Source organism: Mesonia aestuariivivens (assembly GCF_019311235.1).
In the GTDB taxonomy this organism is placed as follows: Bacteria; Bacteroidota; Bacteroidia; order Flavobacteriales; family Flavobacteriaceae; genus Mesonia; species Mesonia aestuariivivens.
In genome coordinates this window covers 1-23,635 of record NZ_JAHWDF010000007.1, presented here as the reverse complement: position 1 = coordinate 23,635, position 23,635 = coordinate 1, and the positions used below count along the sequence as shown (strand labels likewise).

The window sequence follows — 23,635 nt, the reverse complement described above, 5'->3', positions numbered from 1 at the left end:
TACTTAAGTTATAATACACCTGTTATTATTTGCTTGTAAAACCTTTATAATTTGTTATTTTTGAATTTTTTAAGATTTATCAAATGAGAAAACAAATTCTGTTTTTGTTTAGTTTTTTATTGGGGCTTAGTCTTTTTGCACAGCAATCAGAAGAAGTTTTACTCACTATTGATGGCAATCCCGTTTATGCAGATGAATTTAGTAGAGTTTTTTCTAAAAATCTTTCGCTTATAGAAAATGAAGAAGATCGTGATGTAAATGAATACTTAGATCTATTTATAAATTATAAATTAAAAGTTCTAGAAGCAGAAGATCTAAAACTCGATACACTAGCTAGTTTTAATAAAGAATACAATCTTTATAAAAAGCAATTAGCAAGAAAGTATATCAATCAGAGTGAGGTTTCAGAGCAATTGCTACAAGAGGCCTACGTGCGTCTTCAAAATGAGGTTAATGCCTCTCATATTTTATTTAACTTAAGAGCCGATGCTTCTCCAAAAGATACGTTAGAAGTTTACAAAAAGGCAATTTCTGTAAGAGAGAAGATTTTAAAATCAAAAGAAACGTTTGCAAGTTTAGCGAAACAATATAGCGAAGATCCTTCAGCTAAAATTAACGGAGGAAATTTAGGGTGGTTTGGCGTTTTTAGTATGGTTTATCCTTTTGAGACTGGAGCTTACCAAACAGAAATAGGAGCGGTTTCAATGCCTGTTAGAACTAAATTTGGTTATCATCTTATAAAAGTAAATGATAAGCGAATAAATGAGGGTGAAGTTACTGTGGCTCATATCATGATTGAAGAAACAAAAGATCCTGAAGCAGACAAAGCTAAAGCCGAAAAACTGTATAAGGAATTGCAAGAAGGTGCAAATTTTGCAGATTTAGCTAAACAATATAGCGATGATAAGAATACAGCCATTCACGGTGGGAAATTATCCAGCTTTAAAAAGGGAAAACTAAATTCAGAAAAATTTGAAAATGTAGCGTTTAACTTAAATGAAATAGCAGGTTTTTCTAAACCAATAAAAACTAAATATGGTTGGCATATTATTCAACTTTTAGCTAAAGATACTGTAGGTAGTTTTGATGAGGAAAAATTTACGTTAGAACGAAATATAAAAAAAGATAGTAGGGCACAATTAATTGCTTCAGAAGTTTTAGAAAATATTAAAAAGTTGTATCAATTAAAAGAAGACGATCCTAACCTGTCTTATTTTAATAAAAACATAAAGGTAAATGTTTCTACCAACACTTTAGAGTCTTCTTCGTTAACCGATATTCCGCAGAAAAATTTAATAACTTTAGGTGAAGAAGGAGAAACTTATAAAGATTTTGCTGAATATATAACCGCTAATCAAAAGAAAGCTTCTTCCTTAAAAACAACACCTCAGGCTTTAGCAGTTTTGTATGAAGAATTTAAAAATGATTTTTTAAAAGAGTACCACAGTAATCATTTAGAAAATATAGATGAAGATTATGCTCATGTGATAGAAGAATACAGAAACGGGCTTCTTTTATTTGACTTAATGGAGAAAAAAATATGGAATGCAGCTAAAAAAGATACCACTGCGCTTCAGCAATATTACAACAAGCACAAAAATGAATTTGTAACACCAGCATCATTTAAAGGAATAATAGCTTCATCATCTTCTAAAAAAATGATGAAAAAATTAAAGCGAGAATTGAAAAAAGAATCTTTTGAAAAGGTAAAAGAAAATTTTAAAGATATAATTTTTAATTCTAATACTTTTGAATTGAATGATCCTTCATTACCGAAAAAGTTAAAAATAAAAAAAGGCATTAGCGGTCCTTACCAGCATAATGGCACGTTTGTGGTTATTAAAATTAATGCAATTGAAAAGCCTAAAATAATTCCTTTTGAAAATGCTCAGGGGCAAGTTATTTCAGCCTATCAAAAACAACTCGAAGAAAGTTGGTTAGCTTCTTTAAGAGCTAAGCATAACGTGAAAGTAAATCAATCTTCATTAGCTAAATTAAAGAAAAAATTTGAGTAAATTTTTTAACTACATAGTTGCCCTATTTGCTTTACTCTTTTGTTTGAGTTGTTCTTATTTTCAAACTAAAGAAAAGAAAGAAGTTTTGGCGCGAGTAAATCAAACTTTCCTTTATAAAGAAGATTTAGTCCAGTTTTTGCCTAAAGATATTACTTCAGAAGATAGTGCGTTGTATGTGACTAATTACATAAAAAATTGGGCTACAGAACAACTTTTATTAGATCAGGCAATAATTAATTTACCAAACTCAAAACTACAAGAATTTGATAAATTAGTCAAAGATTACCGTACAGAGTTATATACAGAATCTTATAAAGATTTAATTCTTTCAAAAAAAATTGACACCCTTATTAAGGAAGAAACTTTAGTGAATTATTTTGAAGAAAATAGAAAAAACTTTAAACTGAACGACGATCTGGTAAAGTATAGATATATCTACCTTAATGCTAAATTTCCTAAATTAGATGTAATAAAAAAGCAATTTATTCGCTTTAATAAAGAAGATAGAAAAAAATTAGAACGTCAATCTTTAAAATTTAAATCCTATTCATTTAATGATTCTATTTGGGTAAGTGAAAGAAATTTTTATCAAAAACTAGAAATTCTAGACCAAGAGAATAGTGAAGAATTTTTAAAAGATAACAACTTTTTGCAACAAGCAGATTCTTTAGGCGTATATTTGATAAAAATTGAAAAAGTTTTATTTAGAAATGAAAATGCACCTTTCGAATATGCTAAGCCTACTGTAAAGCAAATTCTTCTAAACAGAAGAAAAATTAAATTGACGAAAGATTTTGAAAAAGAGATTACCAAAGATGCACTTAAAAACAATAAATTTGAAATTTACAATTAAACAATACCTTTCAGCATGTATGTTACTAGCTTTAGTAAGCGTAAATGCACAAAACAATTCCCAAGATTCAACTTTAGTGATCACCGATAGCGATAATATTACTAGAGAGAATTTAACAAAAAAAGATACGGTAGAAAAATTTACACGTAGAAAAGCAGACGGTATTGCAGCAGTAATTGGAGACTATTTAATATTAGATAGTGATATTACTAAAATGCGTGAAGATGCAGAAACTCAAGGAGTATCTTCAGGAGAAATCACCAACTGTCAGTTGGCTGGGCGTTTAATGGAAAATAAACTTTATGCGCATCACGCCTTACAAGATACTACTGTTATTGTTAGTGATCAAGAAATTACAGGAATGACAGATCAACAAATCTCTAGAATGGTGAGCCAAATAGGAAGTATGGAGAAACTGCTAGATTTTTACCGTAAAGAAGATGAGCAAGGGTTGCGAGATGAACTCTTTAAAATTAACAAAGAGCGAAGACTTTCTAGTATCATGCAAGATAAAATTATAGAAGGCGTAGAAATTACTCCAGAAGAAGTAAGAAGTTTTTTTAACAGAATACCAGAAGAAGATAGACCTAAGTTTGGAGATGAAGTTGAAATTGCTCAGCTTATAATTAAACCAGAAGTGCCTAAAGAAGAAGAAGATAAAGTAGTAGACCGTTTGAATGAAATGCGAGATGAAATTTTAGACGGATCTAGTTTTTCAACTAAGGCAGTATTGTATTCTGAAGACGCAACCAGCGCCCGTGGTGGACAAATGACAATCACTAGAGAAGATGCATTAGATAAAGATTTTAAACAAGTAGCCTTCAGTTTAAGAGAAGGAGAGGTGAGTAAGCCTTTTAAATCTCAATTTGGTTATCACATTATTCAATTAGATAAAGTTAGAGGTCAAAAACTAGATATTCGTCATATTATTTTAATCCCTAAAGTAACAGAAGAAACGGTTAAAGCTGCTAAAGATAAAATTGAAGATATTCGTAAAGAAATTGTTGAAGGCGAAATAAGCTTCGATGAAGCAGCTCGTAAATATTCAGATGAAAAAGAAACTCGAGGAGATGGAGGACAACTTATTAATCCAAAATCTGGTGATACTAGATTTGAGCTTACCGATATTGATCCTATGATTTATGAGAAAGTAAATAACTTAGAAAAAGATGAAGTTTCTCTTGTGTTGATGGATCAAAACAGAACAGGACAAAAGTTTTTTAAGATCATTACATTAACCCAACGTTATCCAGAGCATATTGCAGATTACGCTAAAGATTATACTAAAATTAAAGAATTAGCTTTACGTGAAAAGCAATTTGAAGCTATTGAAAAATGGCAAAATGAAAAAATTAGTGAGACTTACATTAAAATTAACGGAGCGTATAAAGATTGCGACTATAATAGTAACTGGTTAAAAAACTAAACTTAAAAATTTTTGTATGTCAGACGTTAAAGCAGTAGAGCAGTTAGTGAAAAAATACGCTGATCTTAAAAAAGAAATTTCAAAGCAAATTATTGGTCAAGATAAAGTTGTAAACGAGATTTTGTTATCTGTATTTGCAGGAGGTCATGCATTATTAATTGGTGTTCCTGGTTTGGCAAAAACATTAATGGTTAATACCATTTCACAAGCTTTAGGCTTAAATTTTAAGCGTATACAATTTACTCCAGATTTAATGCCAAGTGATATTTTAGGCTCAGAAATTTTAGATGAAAATAGAAACTTTAAGTTTATTAAAGGTCCTGTTTTTTCTAATATAATTTTAGCAGATGAGATTAACCGTACACCTCCTAAAACTCAAGCTGCTTTGTTAGAAGCCATGCAAGAAAAATCGGTAACCGTAGCTGGAACTAATTATCAATTAAAAAAACCTTATTTTGTTTTAGCAACACAAAACCCAATTGAGCAAGAAGGAACTTACCCTTTGCCTGAGGCACAATTAGACCGTTTTATGTTTTCAATATTTTTACAATATCCTACATTTCAAGAAGAAATAGAGGTTGTAAAAAGTACTACAACAGATAAAAAAGTAACAATTAACCCTTTATTTACAGCTCAAGAAATAGTAGATTATCAACAATTAATTCGAAAAATTCCGGTAGCAGATAATGTTGTTGAATATGCAGTTAAATTAGTAGCGAAAACTCGACCTCACGGAGAATTTGCTACAGAAATTGTAAAAGAATTTATAGACTGGGGTGCGGGACCTAGAGCTTCACAGAATTTAATTTTAGCAGCTAAAGCTAATGCAGCTACCAAAGGTAAATTTTCTCCAGATATAGAAGATGTTCAAGCAGTAGCAGAAGGTATTTTAAGACACCGTATTATTAAAAATTACAAAGCTGAAGCAGAAGGTATTACTGAAGAGAAAATCATCTCTAAACTTCTTTAAGTTTATTTAGACTGAAATCAAATTATATTAAATATCTATAACGTTATAGATATTGGTTTCCAATTATTTAAAACCTAATTAATTATTTTTATGAAATTGATAATTTAAATATATTAAATTATCAATTTCATAAAAATAATAGCATTTGTAGTTGATTTTTTGACTATAATTTATGATTTTAATTTTTGACTAATTTTTTTTAGGGCTTTGTTGCTAAAACCTGATAATTTTCAAAATTCATTAAAAATCTGTATTTTCGCAGACGTTCAAAAAATTAATAAGACCTATGGCATACGATATTGATATGATCAAAAAGGTTTATACTCAAATGGCAGAACGTGTAGAAAAAGCACGTGAAGTTGTTGGTAAACCTTTAACCCTTTCAGAAAAAATTCTTTATACTCACCTTTGGGATGTTGAAGCGGAAAAAGCTTACGAGCGTGGTAAAGACTACGTAAACTTCTCTCCAGACAGAATTGCTTGTCAAGATGCTACTGCACAAATGGCATTACTTCAATTTATGCAAGCAGGAAAACCAAAAGTAGAAGTTCCAACAACAGTACATTGTGATCACTTGATCCAAGCTAAGCAAGGAGCTGCTAAAGATTTAAAAAGAGCTAACGAAACCAGTAACGAGGTTTTCGATTTTCTAGGTTCTGTTTCTAATAAATATGGTATTGGTTTCTGGAAACCAGGAGCTGGTATTATTCACCAGGTGGTGTTAGAAAATTATGCTTTCCCTGGGGGAATGATGATTGGTACCGATTCTCATACAGTAAATGCTGGTGGTTTAGGTATGGTTGCAGTAGGTGTTGGTGGTGCAGATGCCGTAGATGTAATGGCAGGAATGCCTTGGGAATTAAAATTTCCTAAATTAATAGGTGTAAAATTAACAGGTAAACTTAACGGTTGGACGGCTGCAAAAGATGTAATTTTAAAAGTAGCAGGAATTTTAACTGTAAAAGGTGGTACCGGAGCAATTATAGAATATTTTGGAGAAGGAGCAAGATCTATGTCTTGTACTGGTAAAGGAACCATTTGTAATATGGGAGCTGAAGTTGGTGCAACCACTTCAACTTTTGGTTATGATGATTCTATGGAGCGTTTCTTAAGAGCAACAGATCGTAATGATGTAGCAGATGCTGCAAATAATGTACGTGAACACTTAACAGGAGACGACGAGGTTTATGCTAACCCAGAGCAATTTTTTGATGAAGTAATTGAAATTAATCTTTCAGAATTGCGTCCTCACTTAAACGGACCTTTTACTCCAGATTTAGCTACACCAATTTCAGAAATGAAAGAAAAAGCTAAAAAGAACGATTGGCCAATTAAAGTAGATTGGGGATTAATTGGTTCTTGTACCAACTCTTCTTACGAAGATTTAACAAGAGCAGCTTCTATTGCACAACAGGCCTTAGACAAAAAATTAAAGCCAAAATCAGACTTTGGTATTAACCCAGGTTCTGAGCAAATTCGTTTCACGGCAAAACGTGACGGTTTATTAAAGATTTTTGAAGATCTTGATGCTACTGTATTTACAAATGCTTGTGGACCTTGTATTGGTCAATGGGATCGTAGTGACCGTAAAGGTGAAGAGAAAAATACAATTGTACACTCGTTTAACCGTAACTTCTCTAAGCGTGCCGATGGTAACCCAAATACACATGCCTTTGTAGGTTCCCCAGAAATGGTAGCTGCAATCGCAATTTCAGGTCGTTTAGATTTTGATCCTACTCGTGATAAGTTAATGAACGAAGATGGAGAAGAAGTAATGTTAGATGAACCTAAAGGGATTGAATTACCAACAAACGGTTTTGAAGTTGAAGATGCAGGTTATGTAGCTCCTTATGAAGACGGTAGTGGTGTAACTATAAAAGTAGCAGAAGATAGTGAGCGTTTAGAATTATTAACTCCTTTTGAACCTTGGAATGGTGATAATTTATTAGGAGCTAAATTATTGATTAAAGCTCATGGTAAATGTACAACAGATCATATTTCTATGGCTGGCCCTTGGTTACGATACAGAGGTCACTTAGATAATATTTCTAATAACTGTTTAATTGGAGCTGTGAATGCTTTCAATATGAAAACTAACTTTGTAAAAAGTCAGTTAACAGGAGAATATGGAGGTGTACCAGATACTCAAAGAGAATACAAAGCCAAAGATATTCCAACAGTGGTAGTGGGAGATCATAATTACGGTGAAGGTTCTTCTCGTGAGCATGCTGCAATGGAGCCAAGACATTTAGGTGTAAAGGTTGTTATTGTAAAATCTTTCGCTCGTATTCATGAAACTAACTTGAAAAAACAAGGGATGTTAGGAGTTACTTTTGATAATGAAAGTGACTACGATTTGATACAAGAAGATGATACGTTCAACTTTATTGATTTAGAAAACTTTGCAGAAGGAAAACAACTTACTGTAGAAATTGTTCATGCCGATGGAACTAAAGATGTGATCAAAACAAATCACACCTACAATTCTAATCAAATTGAATGGTATAAAGAAGGTTCTGCACTTAACTTAATTAAAAAGTTAAACGCTTAATTTTCGATAAATATAAAATAAAAACTCCTGCTGAAAAGCAGGAGTTTTTTGTTTTAATAAAATTCAACTTCAAGAATATTTGGCTTCGATTTTTTTCCTTCGTTTGATATAAAAATTCGACCGTCCTTCGTTAAAGTAATTCCTTCAGGTTGATGAAATTCTTCTTCGTCTAAGTGATATAATTTCTTTGTGTTTCCTTTTTTATCTGAAATTAAAAATTTCGGTTGAGCTCCATCTAAAAAATAAATTTCTTTACCGTTATTAGTAATTGTTAATGCAGAAGGACGCATTCGTTTATGGACTTTCTTTTTTCCTGTAGCTTCAAAAATATTTTCTTTCAGATTAATTTTATAGATAGGTAAAAACTGAAATCTATTTGTTACTAAACTAAACGAATAAACTCCTTTAAACCCTTTTTCTTTGTGTTTTTCGTCTTTTACTGCCAGCAATAGTTTACTTTTAGTTTCGTCTAAGCTAAGACCTTCTACGTTTCTAGTAGCATCGTTAAAAGTGCTGTGTTCTTTAACAGACGGATTTTTTAAGTAATTTTTTATTTCAAAGATAACTCCGTCACTTCTCAATACATACGCATCTTCATTTAATACAACAATATCTTCGTAATCACCTTTATCTGCAAAATCTATTTGCTTTTCGATGTTTTTATTTTTAAGGTTATAAATAAAAATAATTCCATCTTCATCTTGTATGCAAGCAATTTTATCATTGCCTATCCAATCAATACCAGAGATCTCTTGTAAAACTGAAGGTAACTCCCATTTATGAATGATTTTATAGTTATTGTTTTTTGTTTTTAATTGTTTTTGGTTGAAGGCAAATACCGTTAAACCAATTAAAGTAAAGATTCCTAAAATAATTTTAAATACAGTTTTCATAGTTTTTGTTTTTAATCCCAAAAAGAGATGGTGTTTATTAAATCTCCGTCTTCGTTAAATAGCTTTTTTAATTCTGTGCACGATTGTACTATTGCTAGTTGGTAATATTTTTTCTTCTTAATATGAATTTGCTCAATTTCATCTATTTGTTGCAATTCAATTTTTTCATTTATAACTTGCTTTAGATTATTGGGGATTTTTGAATAGCGGAGCTTTTTTTTATATTTTAAAAGCTCACCTTTTTTAGTGAAAAGCGCTACATGGTCTATAGAAGCCAGTTCAAACTCTGCTTCAAAATTTTCACCTACCACTTGCCATTATAATTCTTTCGTATTTTGAAAGTTAGATTGAAAAGTACTTGCCACTATCGATGGTACAGTAGCAAAAGAATGATCATCTTCTTCTTTGCAAGCTACTAGCAGTAGAGGTATACTTAAGAAATGGAATAATTTCATCGTTTCTGTTTTTAAATCTGGTGCTAAATTCAGAAACGATTCTGGAAAGAATTTGGAAAGTAATAAGGTGGTTGTAAATTTTTACTGAAAATTTACTATGAATATATGGTAACGATCGTAAATGTAAATAAGCTCTAACTCGTATTTATCTGCTATTGCTTTTGAAATAGCCAGTCCTAATCCTGTTGAGCTTTTATGAGGATTAACTTTATAAAATCTAGAAAATAATTGTTGATCGTCTAATTTGCTGGTTTCAGATTCATTTTCAATACTCACTTTTTGGTTGTGAATTTTAATAGTTATAATTGAATTTAAAGAGGTATGAATTATCGCATTCTTGATTAGGTTGGTGAATAAAATAATTGCCAAATCTTTATTCATATATTTTTGAATAGTATCGTCTGAGGAAATACTAATTTCAATATTTTTATGATTGGCGAAATCTGAAAAATCATTGGCAATTTGGGTGACAAGTTGTACAATGTTTAAATTTTCTTCTTCGACAAATTGTTTATTATCAATTTTAGAAAGTAAGAGAAGGGCGTGATTAAGCCTTGTCATTCGTTCTAAGTTTTCTAGAACTGAAGCTAACAAGGTCATATTATTTGAAGAAAGCTCTTCTTTTTCTGCAAGTAATTCTAATTTATTAATGCTAATCGCAAGCGGAGTTTGCAATTCGTGAGAAGCATTTTCTATAAATTGTTTTTGAGCTTTAAAACTATCGATAGATTTTTGAAGCAATTTTTCTACCTGAAGATTTAGTAATTTAAATTCTTCAATATTAGTATTTTCTAATTCAATACTTTGCTCTTTTTCAATGTTAAAGTTTTTTAAATTATTTAATAATGAATAAAATGGTCTCCATAGACGTTTTAAAACCCAATTGTTCAAAAAAAGTACACCAGCAACCAACCCAATATAAAGCCATAAAATAGAATAGAGAAGATCTTCAATTAAATCATCTTCTTCTACCATCGAAGTGATTACTTTTAATTTGTAATACTTACCATCTTGCCTAAATGCGCTTTCTAAAAGCCTAACTGGCTCATAATCTTTTTCATTAAGCATATACATTAATGTATCTCGATAAGAGTCTTTTACATTTTTAATTTCAGAATAGGTGGTTGGATGTATGGTGTAATATCCATCTTTAAAACTAGTTTTATTAAAAACAGATGGATCTTTCTTGGCTCTATTAATTACAAGTATTTTTTGATTTTCGAGTCCATCGTCCAAACTATCATAAATTTCATCTAGCATCTGAAAGTAGAAAATTACGGTAAATAGGAGGAGAGCGAATAACAAAATCGCAGCAAAATATTTGGTTGTGTAATTAAGTAACTTCATAAACTTACTAACTTATAACCTATACCATAAATAGCTTTTACCTCTACTTGTACATTGTGATCTTTCAATTTTTTTCTTAAATTTTTAATTTGAGAATAAATAAAATCAAAACTATCGGTTTGGTCAATATGATCACCCCAAACATGTTCTGCTAAAGCCGTTTTGTTAACCAGCCTATTTTTATTAGAAGCAAGGTAAAATAGAATATCAAACTCTTTTCGGTTCAATAATAATGCTTCATCTTCTATGAGAGCAATTCTGTTTTCTATGTCTATGTTTAGATTTTCAATTTTTATAAGAGTATCGCCTTTTAAATTTCTTCTTCTAAAAATAGCTTTAATTCTTGCATTTAATTCTGCCATATGAAAGGGTTTAGGTAAATAATCATCGGCGCCCAGATGAAGACCTTCCAATTTATCGTCTAAAGAATTTTTGGCAGAAACGATAATTACTCCGTCTGAAACTTCTCTTTTTTTAAGCTCCTTTAAAATCTCTAGTCCGCTTTTGCCAGGTAGCGAAATATCTAATAAGATACAGTCATAATCATAAACACCAATTTTTAAAAAAGCCGAATCATAATCGGTGGCAGTTTCTACCAGATAATCTTCTTTTTCTAAAGTTTGCTTCATATTTTGAAGCATTTCTTGTTCGTCTTCTATAATTAAAACTTTCATAGAAATTTAATTTTAGGCAAAGATACTTTCAAAACTGGAAAGATATGGGAAAAGGGAATCGATAAAATTATTCCTAATTTATTTCAGATTCATGTTTTTTATTTGACATCTAATTAAAAAATAAAATACTATGAAAATTTTAAAAAGTTTATTCGTTTTACTATTTGTTGGCCTTACTGTAAATGCACAAGACATATCTTCTTCAGAAGTGCCAACTACTATCCAATCTCAATTTAAGCAAGCTTATAAAAACGCTACAGATATTGAATGGGAAAAAGAAATGAATAATTATAAGGTAGAATTTGAAATTAACCGTATGGATTATGAAGTTTGGTATAGCGAAACTGGAGAACAGGTGAAATTTGAAAAAGAAATACAACCCAATGAATTGCCCACAGCTGTAACAACTGCGATTAAAACTAATTATAGCGATTACAGTATTGATGATTGCGAAATGCGCAAGGTAGAAGGGAGAACCACATATATGATAGAACTAGAAAAATGGTTTAATGAAATCGATGTGGTTTATAATAAAAAAGGAAAACTCTTAAGAGAAACAAAATAATAAGCTTAAAAATACCTCACCAGCAAACTATGTTCGTGAGGTATTTTTATTTGCGGTATTAATTCACTTTGTCTGGCCAGTGATTTGGCAGTTCTCCGCTAAATCCCATTTTTGGTAAATTATCAATAATTTTTATGTCTTCTGGTGAAAGTTGAAAATCAAAAATATCATAATTATCTTCAATACGTTTTGGTGTAGAAGACTTCGGTATTACTAAAGCATCGTGTTCTAAAATCCAACGTAAGCAAATTTGCGCTACAGATTTATCGTATTTTTTTGCGATAGCTTTAATTTCTTCATTCTCAAAAACTTTTCCTCGAGCTAGTGGAGACCAAGCTTCTACCAAAATATCATGCTTTTTACAATATTGAGCGACTTCTGGTTGCCAATAACCAGGATGAAATTCAATTTGATTAATTACTGGTTTTATTTTCGCAGCTTTTAATAAAGGTTCTAAATGCTCTGGCCAAAAATTACTAACTCCTATGTTTCTTATCTTTCCTTCTTCTACTAATTCTTCCATCGCTCGCCAACTTTCATTATTGGCTTCTTGCCAATTGTTATAATTTTTAGCATTAGCGGGCCAATGAATAAGGTATAAATCAATATATTCTAAGTCAAGCTTTTTTAAGGAACTTGCAAAAGCTTTTTTGGTGCTTTCGTAACCTAAATTTTCACGCCAAAGTTTGGTAGTAACTATAATTTCTTCGCGCTTAATTTTACTTTCTTTAATACCTTTTCCAACCGCTTCTTCATTTTCATATTTTGCCGCGGTATCTATTAATCGATAACCGGTATGTAATGCTTTTTTTACAGAAGTAATCCCTTCTTTCTCATTGGTTTTGTAAGTGCCAAAACCTATAGATGGAATTTTATTTCCGTTATTAAGAGTGTATTCTTTCATAATAAATTTATTTGAACTTAATATTAAGAATAATTTTTTGGATGAAGTAAAATTACCTTCATACTTAATAAACAATTAAGAGTTGAATTTATTTTAACTTTACTTACTTTGCGGTTATGAAGTTTATTAGAAAATATTGGAGTAATCTAGCTATCGTTTTAATTATTGTCATACTTACCATTCCTCAGGCGAGAAGGGAAATTCAGGTGTTTTTAAATCAGCTTTTAGCTTCTACTCCCACAAAAGTTTTGGAAGAAGATCAAAAACAGCTTAGTAATTATCATTTACAATTAGAAGATATTTACGGAAGAAGAAAAAATTTAAATGAGTCAAAAAACAGAGTTGTTTTTATAAACTATTGGGCTACTTGGTGTCCGCCTTGTATTGCCGAAATGCCCGATTTAGAAGAGCTTTTTCAAAAATATCATGAGCAAATAGATTTTTACTTTATCACCAATGATGAGCCTGATAAAATACTTAAATTTATGCAAGAGAATACGTACAGTTTTCCAGTTTATTTCTCACAAACTAAGTTGCCCTCAGTTTTATACTCTAACGCTTTACCAACCTCTTATGTAATTGCTAAAGATGGTAAAATTGTGTTTGATAAAGCGGGTGCGGCTAATTGGACAAGCGACAGGTTTACCAAAGACTTAGAACAATTAATTGCAGAATAATTATAAAGTTCTAAAAAATGCTTTTATAAAGGCTGAAGAAAATAAACTCCCCATAATTTTTAAATCTTCTGAAAATAAGGTTTCTTCATCTAAATATTGAAATACATGATGAATTGAATTTTTAGCATAAAAATTTTCAAAAACCCATTCTCCCTTTTCATTTTCTTGCTCTAAGACTTTTAAGAATATTTTGTCGTAATATAGAAATTTAGGGTTTATTAAATCTTTGTGAGGTGTGTGATTTTGGTTTAAATTCTGTATAATTTTTTCAATTTTTTTATCAGAATTTTTGAAAGAATAGCCTGTAGATGCTTTTATCCAACCTCCAGCAGTTCCTATTTTAGTGATTTTCTGCGAATGATATTGATGAAAAGGAAAATTGGTCATAGGGATAGTTCCCAGTTCTGTTTCTGTAACCTTATAGTTTTTTAGTTGGAGGTATTTTTCGATATAAGTCTTGAGCTGATCATCGTATACTTTTTCTTCAGTAGTGAAAGGCGTAAAAAAAGTATATTCTATAAAAGTTTTGGTCGGAGTAATGGGTAAGACGTAGGTAAAACTAGTAGAGTTTTTCCATTTTAGTCTAAAATCCATCATCGTGAATTTATTAGCATCAAAAATAGGTTGCTCTGTTTCTATCATCCAACCTTTAAAATGCTGATAGATGTTAATGTATTTTTCTTTATCGTTAAAATACTCTTGCGGAATTCGACTATCAAAAATGTGCTGAGCTTGGTAAGAATTTTTAGTTGTATTAACAGTAACAAAGCTTTCTTTCTCTTCAGCAGATATAACTTCTTCTTGAATAAATTGAACTTGAGATTTTTTTTTAATTTCAGCAAACGCATCATTATAAAAATCTATCGATCTAATCATGTTGTATTGATAGGGTGCTAATTGAAATGGAATATTTTTGTTAGCTGTAATCACCTCTCCAGCTGACCAAGATTTATAAATAAGGTGATTCCATTTACTTTTTCCCTGTTGCCAAAAACACCATGTTTTATCGTTTTCGCTCTTAGGTATTTTATCAATAACTGCAATTTTCTTTTGCTGAAGGTGTATATCATTAATTAGCGCTAACGTCAATTTTAAGCCTGCTAAACCACTGCCAATAACAATATAGTCGAAAGTTTTATTCATTAACTTAAAGGTAGTTCAAATAGCATAACTGAATTTATTAAAGAAGTGATTTTTTAAACATTTCACGCATTAACTTAAAATGAAGGTAAATATTGATACTTGAAAATTATTTTTTAAAATATTTAAAAGGAACAATTAACATCCCAAAGTTTTCACTTTCTTCTTTGCCTAAATGCTTGTGGTGAATTTTATGAGCTCTTCTAATACCACGTGCATACCAATTGTTGGCATTTCTAAATAGTTTAAAACGTTGGTGTATAAAAATATCATGAACGGTAAAATAGGCAATTCCGTATGCTAAAATACCTAAGCCAATAGGTAAGGTAAACCAAACGTCTTCGTAACGCCATAGTAAGAAACAAGTTATACTTACTAAGGCATAAAAAACAAAAAAAAGATCGTTTCGTTCCCACCAACTACCGTGATCTTTTTGGTGATGATCTTTGTGTAATTTCCACAAAAATCCGTGCATAATGTACTTGTGAGTAAACCATGCCATAAATTCCATAAAAAAGAATGTTCCTAAGAAGATGAGTATCCAAAATACTGTCTGCATACTAAATAAGTTTTAAACGATAAGACACATAACATTTGGCTAAAAGTCCTGCTTTTTGATAATTTGAGACTCTTATGCGCTTGTTTCTGATTTCTAACGAAGGTACGGCTTTTAGCTTTCTTAGCAATTTAGAAAAGTAAACATATGCTGTGTAAACACCTAATTTTGCTTCTACCGGAAGTTTTGCAATACCACGTAAAGCTTGCTCAAAATCGTCTTCTATTTCTTTTATGATTCTCTGTTTAGAGGCTTCATCTAATTCTTCTAAATTGGTATTAGGGAAATAACTACGGCTTAAATCTTCAAAATCTGCTTTTAGATCTCTTAAAAAGTTAACTTTTTGAAAAGCCGAACCTAACTTCATTGCATCAGGTTTTAGCTCGTCATATTTTTCTTGGTCTCCATTCACAAAGACTTTTAAGCACATAAGTCCAACAACATCGGCACTTCCGTAAATATATTTTTCATATTCTTCAGTCGTGAGATAGGTAGACTTATGTAAATCCATACGCATACTTTCCATAAAAGCTTCGTAGAGTTCTGCTGGGATATTATATTGGTGAACAGTTTCTTGAAATGCATTTAAAATAGGATTTAAGCTAATCTTATTTTCTATAGCTTTATACATTTCATTTTCAAAATCATTAAAAAGTATTTCTTTTTCATATTTATGAAAGGTGTCTACAATTTCATCTGCAAAGCGTACAAAACCATAAATATTGTAAATGTCTTGTCTTATTGTTGGCGCTAGTAGTTTTGTAGCTACCGAGAACGAGGTACTGTAAGAATTGGTGACAACTTGACTGCATTGCCTTGAAACGGAATCAAAAATAGATTTCATAGAATTATTCATATTTTTTAATAAGGTCCGACACTAATTTTCCTGAAATTAAAGCAGGAGGTACGCCCGGTCCTGGTACAGTTAACTGCCCTGTAAAATAGAGTCCGTTAACATTTTTACTTTTTAATTTTGGTCTTAAAAAAGCGGTTTGTAAAAGCGTGTTTGCTAACCCGTAAGCATTTCCTTTATAGGAGTTGTATTCTTTTATGAAATCTTTTACACAGAAGCTTTCTTTAAAGATAATATTTTTTTTAACTTCTTGCTGTGTAATCGTTTCAAAACGGGTAATTATTTTTTCAAAATATTGCTCTCTAAGTGCTTCTTCATCGTTAATGCCAGGTGCAAGCGGTATTAAGAATATGCCTGCTTCTTGATCTTCAGGAGCTATATTATGATCTGTTTTTGAAGGGAAACTTGCATAAAATAAGGGGTCTTCAGGCCATTTGTTCGCATCATAAATGGCGTGGGCATGTTTTTCAAAATCTACATCAAAAAACAAGGTATGATGTTCTACGGTTTTTAATTTTTTATCGAACCCAACATAAAAGAGTAGGGCAGAAGGAGCAAAGGTTTTTTTATTCCAAAAGTTTTCAGAATACTGTCTGTATTGTAAATCTAATAAAGTTTCTGAATGATGATAATCTGCACCGCTTAAAATAACATCAGCTTGATGTTGTTTACCATTTGCAATTATTCCTTTAGCTGTTTTATTTTCAACAATAATTTTTTCAACATTTTGCTGCGTATTAAATTTTACACCTAGTGATTCTGCTAACTTCTGAATACCTAGAATAACTTGGTACATTCCTCCTTTTGGATGCCAAGTACCTAAGCCAAAATCGGCAAAATTCATGAAATTATAAAATGCTGGCGTATTGCTAGGTTTTGCTCCTAAAAATAATACTGGAAATTCTAATACTTGTACTAGTTTAATATTTTTAAACTCTTTTCTAACTTCTTTAGAGATGGTGCTAAAAAACTGGCCAAGTTTTTTCATCGTTTCTGTGGTTATCAGCTCTAGCGGCGATTCTCCAGGACGGTAAACTAGGTCTTTAATAGCAATATTGTAATTGTCTTTTGCTTTATGAATAAGTTTTTTTAATTGTTTAGAACTGCCGGGTTCTATACGATCAAATTCGGTATATATTTTTTCTAAAGTATCACCAATAGTAATTTTTTCTTCTTTACCAAAGAAAACTTGATAAGCGGGACTTAGTTTTAACAGGTCATAATAATCACTAGGTTTTTTATTAAAATCTGCAAAAAAACGTTCAAAAACATCGGGCATCCAGTACCAAGTGGGGCCAATGTCAAAGGTGAAACCATCTTTTTTAAATTGTCTGGCTCTTCCGCCAATAGTATCGTTTTTTTCAAAAATCTCTACTTCGTAGCCTTGTTGAGCTAAGTAGCATGAAGATGCTAACGAAGAGAAACCTGAACCGATGATAATTATTTTTTTCATTTATAATTTTCTAACTAATTCTTCTATTGTTTTCATCACCTTTATTTTTTTTGAAGGTGGCATATTAATTTCTGATGAGCGTGGACCCAGCACCCAAAATTCGCAATCTATTTGAGAGATAATTTTTAACTGAAACTCTTCTAAATAAGCAGTTTCATGATCTGGAGCTACGGTGAAATAACTCACAAATCTAATGTTTTGATAAATCTTCCCTAAAAAAATTAAATCTTCCATAGGTAAATTATTACCTAAATATGTAACGGGATAACCATGAAGAAGTATTTCATAATTGGTGTATAAAATACCTAAATCGTGAACTTCATTTTCTGGTAAAAAAAGAACAAAATGACTATCTGTTTTCTGTGGTTTTTGTTGTTGAAGTTTTTCTATATTTAAGATTAACTTTCGTTTGATAAGATTAGTTAGAAAATGTTCATGTATAGGATGTATAGAATTGATTTGCCATAACATACCAATATTTTTTAATAGCGGAATGAATGTTTCTTGAAATATTTCTCTAAAAGTTTTCGTTTTTAAAAGGCTATTGTAAGTATCAAAAAATAAATTTTGATCAAAATTATACATCGATAATGTAAAAGATTTTAGAGCCTTATCTTTATTATTTGTGGTAGAAGAGATGCTTTTGACTAAACTTTCTATCTCTTTATTATCTAATTTAGAAATACGAGAAATTTTATAACCATTCTCATTTAAAAAAGAAATATTTAGTAATTTTTGAAGATCTTTTAAACCATAGGATCTAATGTTAGTTTCCGTTCTTTGGGGAGAAAGAATTTCATATCTTTTTTCCCACATTCTTAGAGTATGTGCTTTAATCCCGCTGAGTATTTCTAAATCTTTTATGCTAAATTGTTTCTTTGCGTAAGACATACTTGTTTTTGTAGCTTCAAACCTAGGCTAAAAATAATTATTTTGTTTAAAAATTAAGTTAAAAGGTTAAACAAAAATTTACGGGTTTGTTTAAAAGTTTGACTATGATGGGTTTTAACTTTAAAAATTATATATTAACGTTATCATTTTTTTTTTAATATAAATATATATCAATTCACATAAAATAAGATTTTTTGTGAATATAACTATCTATTTTTGAGTAACCAATAAAACTTATGACCATGGAAGAGCATTTTTATTACTTAAACAGAGAACCATATGGAGATGGGGTAAGATATATTCATACTTTTAAATGTAAATTAAAACCACAACCGCTTTTTTTAGTGAAATTAGGATTTTTTAAAGATCCGCGGCGTGCACTTGTCGAAGGTCTACATTATTTTTCTAATATAGGCCTATGTAAAGAATGTTGTAAAATTAATGATAAGGTTTTAACTCATGAGTATTTATACAGAAGAAATAAATCTCAAGAAATTCTTTAGGAAAAGGATGCTCACAGCATCTTTTTTGGTTTACAATACAATTTATAATTAATGAAATCTTATAAAGAGCGTATATTGTTTGGTGGTGTTTTAGCCACATTGATTACTTCTGTAGGCATGCTAGTTTTAGGACATATTTTTGGTTTAAAAGCCAAAGACCTTATAGATAATTCATTGCCAAGAATGAATACTTTCTTTAATACAGTCGTGTTAGCCTCTTGTACTATACTTACTTTATTACTTAATCTCTTTCTCTAATTTTTGTTCTTATAAAATCATATTTCCCCATTTCTCTTAATTTTTCACACTGCCAATTTAGATTAAAAACCAAAGCTATATATGGGCTTTTTCTTGCTATTCTACTACTTTTAGGATGCATCCCTACAATGTAAAAAGATTTCCCAAATAGACTATAGCTGAAATTTTTATGATTAGGACTGGCGTTAATTGTTTGATCCCATTTATGGGTGTCTAATTCTGAAAGCATTTTTAATTGCTACCATAATAACTTTTCAAAACTTTCTTCTGAAGAAATATCTTCTTTAGAGAATACAGCTATAAAACTTTTAAAATTCTTAGAAACAAAATTATAATTTTCTAAATAAGGCTCTAAATCGTTTAATAATCTTTAGAAATTAATTTTTCGTAATCATTTATAACGCAATGATTTAAATTAAAGACACTTTGTGCCATTAAACAAGGATGATCATTTTGAAGAATAAAATCATTAATTTTTTTTTGATAGTAGAAGTTTTCATAAAGTTTTTTACTGTCAAATATCGTACTGTAAGAGGTAAATTATTAATGATAATCCTTCAATTATTAACCGTATTGATTGGCTAAACATAAATATATGTTAATTAGAAATACAGATTAAATAATGTTAAGGTTGGTTTAATTAGTCTAACAATTTATAAGCATTTGTGCTTTTCATCTGTAGAAAGTGAAAATAATATTAAAAATTCTCATACCAAGGTTTACTTTAATACATTTAAGAAAAACTAATTCTCATATCTTTTTATGAAAATATAGATTAATTTATGGAAAACAAATCACTTTATCGTTATATTACCATCACAGCAGCTCTTATCGTAGGAGCTTATTTTTTAATTTTAGGGCTGGTTGAAGCTCGCGCTTTTTTAGCACCATTAGTAATTGCTACCGTTTTAAGTTTATTAATATATCCGTTATGCAAGAAGATTGAAAAAAAATTATCAAGATCTGTTTCATGTTTGCTATCAGTATTTATATTATTTATATTGTCACTTGGGATAGTGTTTTTGGTTTCTTATCAAATTCACGGGTTTGTAGAAGAATGGCCTTCTATTAAAGAAAATATGGCCCCTAAAGTTGAAAATTTAAAGAATTTTTTAGTTCAAAATACACCTATATCTTCAGAAGATGTGAAAGGTCAAAATTTTGATAAAATTAGTTCTAAAATTAAAGAGCCTGGAAGCAAAGCTTTAGGGTTTATATCTGGAACTACTTCATTTTTAACTAATTATTTTTTAGTTTTTATTTATATTTTTTTTATTCTGTGTTACAGAAAACGCTTTTTTAATTTTTTGATTAAATTATTTTCAAAAGAGCATACCCATGAAGTTGAAAAAACTTCAGGAGAACTAACCGATGTAGTTTCTCAGTATTTAATAGGTAAATTATTACTTATGGGAGCGCTTGCCGTTTCTTACAGTATCGGGTTAGGAATTTCAGGGGTCGAAAATTTTATATTAATTAGTTTAATTGCCGCTTTGCTTACCCTCATACCGTATATAGGAAATATGATTGGCTTTGGTTTGGCGTTTAGTTTTGGATATTTAGTTTCAGGAGAAATAGGCGTGCTCATTGGTGTTATCATTACTTTTGTAGTTTCCCAATTTTTAGAAAGCTATGTATTGCAACCCTATGTTATAGGAGAGCGTGTTAACCTTCATCCTTTTTTAGTGATATTAATGGTTATTTTTTGGGGTTCTATTTGGGGAATTTCAGGAATGATATTAGCGGTACCTCTAACAGCAATTCTTACAACTATAATGCTTCATATTCCTAAACTAAAAATTATAGGGGAGCTATTTCAAAATGAGCCAATTAATGAAAAAAGTAAAAAGTCGGATTAGGAAGTAAGTTATTAACCCACTTTTTACAAGTAAAGCACTAATCATAAGTTTTAACCTTTTTTAGAATAATACAACTATTTAAGGTTTTTTAGAATTGAAATTATTTGGAAGAATTAATAAAATTTCTCCAAATATGATTAGAAATAGTTTCTTTTTAACAAACTTCAAACATTTAATTAAGAGTGTTTTGGGATGTACTTGTGTAATTTAAAAGCCTAAAAAAACCAACTATGAGCAATTCTAAAAAATCCAAAAAACAACCTACTTCTCCTAAAGATCAAAATCTTGAACAATTTCGAGAAGAAGGGAGAAATAAAACGATGACCACCAATCAAGGGGTTAAAGTTAACGACACAAACAATTCTTTAAAGGCTGGAGAGCGCGGAGGCACGCTTCTTGAAGATTTTATTTTAAGAGAAAAAATCACTCATTTTGATCATGAACGCATTCCAGAAAGAATTGTCCATGCTCGTGGTAGTGGTGCACATGGTTATTTTGAGTTGTATGAGAATCAATCAAACTATACTAAAGCCAGAATTTTTACCGATACCAATCGCAAAACTCCTGTTTTTGTACGTTTTTCTACCGTAGCAGGAAGTAAAGGTTCTGCAGATTTAGCAAGAGACGTACGTGGTTTTTCGACAAAATTCTATACGGAAGAAGGTATTTTTGACTTAGTAGGAAATAACATGCCTATTTTCTTTATTCAAGACGCTATGAAGTTTCCAGACCTTATTCATGCGGTAAAGCCAGAACCAGATCGAGAAATTCCACAAGCAGCATCAGCACACGACACCTTTTATGATTTTGTATCGTTAACTACAGAAACATTACATAATCATATTTGGGTGATGAGTGACCGTGCCATTCCTAGAAGTTTGCGTATGATGGAAGGTTTTGGTATTCATACTTTTCGTTTAATAAATGAAGAAGGAAAATCACATTTTGTAAAATTTCATTGGAAACCGTTATTAGGTGTGCATTCTGTAACTTGGGATGAAGCTGTTAAAATTCACGGAGCAGATACAGATTTTCATAGAAGAGATTTATGGGAAGCTATTGAAGCTGGCCATTACCCAGAATGGGAGCTCGGTTTTCAAATTGTTCCTGAAGAAGATGAACATAAATTTGATTTCGATTTACTTGATCCTACAAAATTAATTCCAGAAGAAATGGTTCCTGTTCAGCGAATAGGAAAAATGACGTTGAATAGAAATCCAGATAATTTCTTTGCAGAAACAGAGCAAGTAGCATTTCATCCAGGACATTTAGTACCAGGATTAGATTTTACCAACGATCCTTTATTGCAGGGACGTTTATTTTCTTATACAGATACTCAACTTTCTCGCTTAGGAAGTCCTAATTTTCATGAACTTCCTATCAACCGTCCGATAAATGAAGTTCATAATAATCAACGAGATGCTCATATGAGAACTACGGTAAATAAAGGAAAAACAGCCTATTTCCCAAACTCAATTGGCGGCGGATGTCCACATTTAGCAAAAATGGCAGAAGGTGGCTTTACTTCTTATGAAGAACGCATAGACGCTTCAAAAATACGAGAACGCAGCGAAAGTTTTAATGATCATTTTAGTCAGCCTGCTTTGTTTTATAGAAGCTTAGAAGAATGGGAGAAAAATCACGTCGCTGCTGCATATACTTTTGAAATTGGAAAATGTACTTATGATCATATCAAAAAAAGAATGCTTTATGTAATAGCTCAAATTGATAATGAATTAGCAAAAAAAGTAGCTAAAGGAATTGGGATGGAAATACCTAAAGAAATAGATAACCCCATAAATCAAGCAATTGGTGCCGATGCAGATGTACAGAAATACCAGCCAGGTAAAAAGAAAAATTACCTAGACAAATCTAAGGCATTAAGTCAAACACATTTAAAAAGCGATAGTATTATCAGTAGAAAAATTGCCTTTCTTGTAAGCGATGGTTTTGACGGTGATGATATGATGAAAGTGAAAAAAGAATTAGAAGAAAAAGGAGCAGTTCCACAACTTATAGCTACCCATGGCGGAACAGTTAAATGTGACAAAGGAGATGAGCACAAAGTTGATGCTGCACTTCTCACTACAGAGAGTGTTCTATTTGATGCTATTTTTGTACCTGGTGGTGAAAAAAGTTTAGAAGCTCTTCTAAAAGAAGCTAAAGCGAAGAAATTTATTAATGAAGCTCTAAAACATTGTAAGGCAATTGCAGTAAATAAAGAAGGAGAGAAATTATTAGATGAGACCTATGGAAAAAATTTTAAAGATGATGCGAGTGTCTACATCAATGATAGCGTAACTAATTTTATTAAGGGTATCGCCAATCACCGAAATTGGAAGCGTGAAGAAAAAGCTCAAGATATACCAGCTTAATTATATTTTGTTGTATTTAAAAAGCAAGAGCTATGTGATATCACATAGCTCTTGCTTTTTAAATTTTTATAACTTAGAATGAATTAAGATATAATATTCATTAACATTCTAAGTTTACTTCACTAAATAGATAGAAGTGAAAACTGTAATTTTTTTGTAGTCGAAAAAGTTTATATTGAAAACGATAAAAAGAAGTTTAAGCATAAAAGCGGATCAATCTCAAAAGTTGGGTCTAAATTGAAAAATAACTTTCTTTGCGTTTTAAATTCCATTGATGAATAAAAGCACTGAGTTTTCCTTGTTAAGTTTAATATTACCAGAAGGAATATTAGAGTATTTTGATATTGTTGGATTCGATAAGAAGCCTATAAAGCATGTTTTGTACGAGAACCGTCTAACGATATATTTAGAGGAGAA

The 23,635-nt window shown here is 30.7% G+C and carries 22 protein-coding genes; 10 read left to right on the top strand and 12 right to left on the bottom strand.

What is annotated here, in order from left to right; all coding sequences use genetic code 11:
• The first annotated feature begins 83 nt into the window (after positions 1-83).
• The 5 genes from KW502_RS07890 to KW502_RS07870 all read left to right on the top strand — a co-directional run bounded on the left by KW502_RS07890 (position 84) and on the right by KW502_RS07870 (position 7,815).
• A complete protein-coding gene (locus tag KW502_RS07890; protein WP_219040006.1) occupies positions 84-2,015 on the top strand; it encodes a peptidylprolyl isomerase in 1,932 nt (643 codons plus the stop codon).
• Positions 2,008-2,868, top strand: a complete 861-nt coding sequence (locus tag KW502_RS07885) for a peptidyl-prolyl cis-trans isomerase (RefSeq protein ID WP_219040005.1) — start codon at positions 2,008-2,010, stop codon at positions 2,866-2,868. Before KW502_RS07890 ends, KW502_RS07885 begins: the two co-directional genes overlap by 8 nt.
• Positions 2,852-4,294: a peptidylprolyl isomerase gene (locus KW502_RS07880; protein ID WP_369412519.1), complete on the top strand. Its 1,443-nt coding sequence runs from the start codon at positions 2,852-2,854 to the stop codon at positions 4,292-4,294. Before KW502_RS07885 ends, KW502_RS07880 begins: the two co-directional genes overlap by 17 nt.
• 16 nt (positions 4,295-4,310) lie before the next feature.
• A complete protein-coding gene (locus tag KW502_RS07875; protein WP_219040003.1) occupies positions 4,311-5,264 on the top strand; it encodes an AAA family ATPase in 954 nt (317 codons plus the stop codon).
• 286 nt (positions 5,265-5,550) lie between these two features.
• Positions 5,551-7,815, top strand: a complete 2,265-nt coding sequence (locus KW502_RS07870; protein WP_219040002.1) for an aconitate hydratase — start codon at positions 5,551-5,553, stop codon at positions 7,813-7,815.
• Positions 7,816-7,868: 53 nt separating this feature from the next.
• Here KW502_RS07870 and KW502_RS07865 read toward each other — a convergent pair whose 3' ends face one another.
• The 5 genes from KW502_RS07865 to KW502_RS07845 form a co-directional block, all read right to left on the bottom strand.
• Complete coding sequence (locus KW502_RS07865) at positions 7,869-8,708, bottom strand: hypothetical protein (RefSeq protein ID WP_219040001.1); 840 nt, start codon at positions 8,706-8,708, stop codon at positions 7,869-7,871.
• 11 nt (positions 8,709-8,719) lie between these two features.
• Positions 8,720-9,019, bottom strand: coding sequence for a hypothetical protein (locus KW502_RS07860; protein WP_219040000.1), 300 nt, complete (start codon positions 9,017-9,019; stop codon positions 8,720-8,722).
• A gap of 6 nt (positions 9,020-9,025) precedes the next feature.
• A complete protein-coding gene (locus tag KW502_RS07855) occupies positions 9,026-9,163 on the bottom strand; it encodes a hypothetical protein (protein WP_219039999.1) in 138 nt (45 codons plus the stop codon).
• An 81-nt stretch (positions 9,164-9,244) separates the two neighbouring features.
• A complete protein-coding gene (locus KW502_RS07850; protein WP_219039998.1) occupies positions 9,245-10,510 on the bottom strand; it encodes a sensor histidine kinase in 1,266 nt (421 codons plus the stop codon).
• On the bottom strand, positions 10,507-11,184 hold the full coding sequence (locus KW502_RS07845; RefSeq protein WP_219039997.1) for a response regulator transcription factor: 678 nt from the start codon (positions 11,182-11,184) through the stop codon (positions 10,507-10,509). Before KW502_RS07845 ends, KW502_RS07850 begins: the two co-directional genes overlap by 4 nt.
• A 130-nt stretch (positions 11,185-11,314) precedes the next feature.
• Between KW502_RS07845 and KW502_RS07840 the strand changes: the two genes are divergently transcribed.
• On the top strand, positions 11,315-11,749 hold the full coding sequence (locus tag KW502_RS07840) for a PepSY-like domain-containing protein (RefSeq protein ID WP_219039996.1): 435 nt from the start codon (positions 11,315-11,317) through the stop codon (positions 11,747-11,749).
• Positions 11,750-11,807: 58 nt separating this feature from the next.
• Here the strand turns inward: KW502_RS07840 and KW502_RS07835 are convergent, their stop codons facing one another.
• Positions 11,808-12,653: an aldo/keto reductase gene (locus tag KW502_RS07835; RefSeq protein WP_219039995.1), complete on the bottom strand. Its 846-nt coding sequence runs from the start codon at positions 12,651-12,653 to the stop codon at positions 11,808-11,810.
• A gap of 116 nt (positions 12,654-12,769) precedes the next feature.
• Between KW502_RS07835 and KW502_RS07830 the strand changes: the two genes are divergently transcribed.
• Complete coding sequence (locus tag KW502_RS07830; RefSeq protein ID WP_219039994.1) at positions 12,770-13,330, top strand: TlpA family protein disulfide reductase; 561 nt, start codon at positions 12,770-12,772, stop codon at positions 13,328-13,330.
• Here the strand turns inward: KW502_RS07830 and KW502_RS07825 are convergent, their stop codons facing one another.
• The 5 genes from KW502_RS07825 to KW502_RS07805 all read right to left on the bottom strand — a co-directional run bounded on the left by KW502_RS07825 (position 13,331) and on the right by KW502_RS07805 (position 18,223).
• On the bottom strand, positions 13,331-14,473 hold the full coding sequence (locus KW502_RS07825; RefSeq protein ID WP_219039993.1) for a lycopene cyclase family protein: 1,143 nt from the start codon (positions 14,471-14,473) through the stop codon (positions 13,331-13,333). It lies immediately after the preceding gene.
• Between the two features lie 106 nt (positions 14,474-14,579).
• Positions 14,580-15,029: a sterol desaturase family protein gene (locus KW502_RS07820; protein ID WP_219039992.1), complete on the bottom strand. Its 450-nt coding sequence runs from the start codon at positions 15,027-15,029 to the stop codon at positions 14,580-14,582.
• 1 nt (position 15,030) lies between these two features.
• Complete coding sequence (locus tag KW502_RS07815) at positions 15,031-15,870, bottom strand: phytoene/squalene synthase family protein (RefSeq protein WP_219039991.1); 840 nt, start codon at positions 15,868-15,870, stop codon at positions 15,031-15,033.
• A gap of 4 nt (positions 15,871-15,874) precedes the next feature.
• Entirely contained in the window at positions 15,875-17,332 is a 1,458-nt protein-coding gene (crtID, locus tag KW502_RS07810) for a bifunctional phytoene desaturase/3,4-desaturase (RefSeq protein ID WP_219039990.1), read from the bottom strand.
• Positions 17,333-18,223 carry a MerR family transcriptional regulator gene (locus tag KW502_RS07805; protein WP_219039989.1) on the bottom strand — a complete coding sequence of 297 codons (891 nt, stop codon included), beginning with the start codon at positions 18,221-18,223 and terminating at the stop codon, positions 17,333-17,335.
• A gap of 242 nt (positions 18,224-18,465) precedes the next feature.
• Here KW502_RS07805 and KW502_RS07800 point away from each other — a divergent pair, with 242 nt between their 5' ends.
• A complete protein-coding gene (locus KW502_RS07800; protein ID WP_219039988.1) occupies positions 18,466-18,726 on the top strand; it encodes a hypothetical protein in 261 nt (86 codons plus the stop codon).
• A 241-nt stretch (positions 18,727-18,967) separates the two neighbouring features.
• On the opposite strand, the gene KW502_RS07795 is transcribed toward KW502_RS07800, so the two are convergent.
• The gene (locus KW502_RS07795) at positions 18,968-19,213 is read right to left on the bottom strand and encodes a YqcI/YcgG family protein (RefSeq protein ID WP_219039987.1); all 246 of its coding nucleotides are present in this window, start codon (positions 19,211-19,213) and stop codon (positions 18,968-18,970) included.
• Between the two features lie 553 nt (positions 19,214-19,766).
• Here KW502_RS07795 and KW502_RS07785 point away from each other — a divergent pair.
• Together KW502_RS07785 and KW502_RS07780 are read left to right on the top strand one after the other, a co-directional pair.
• On the top strand, positions 19,767-20,843 hold the full coding sequence (locus KW502_RS07785) for an AI-2E family transporter (protein ID WP_219039986.1): 1,077 nt from the start codon (positions 19,767-19,769) through the stop codon (positions 20,841-20,843).
• A gap of 230 nt (positions 20,844-21,073) precedes the next feature.
• Positions 21,074-23,218, top strand: coding sequence for a catalase (locus tag KW502_RS07780; protein ID WP_219039985.1), 2,145 nt, complete (start codon positions 21,074-21,076; stop codon positions 23,216-23,218).
• Positions 23,219-23,635 lie beyond the last annotated feature (417 nt).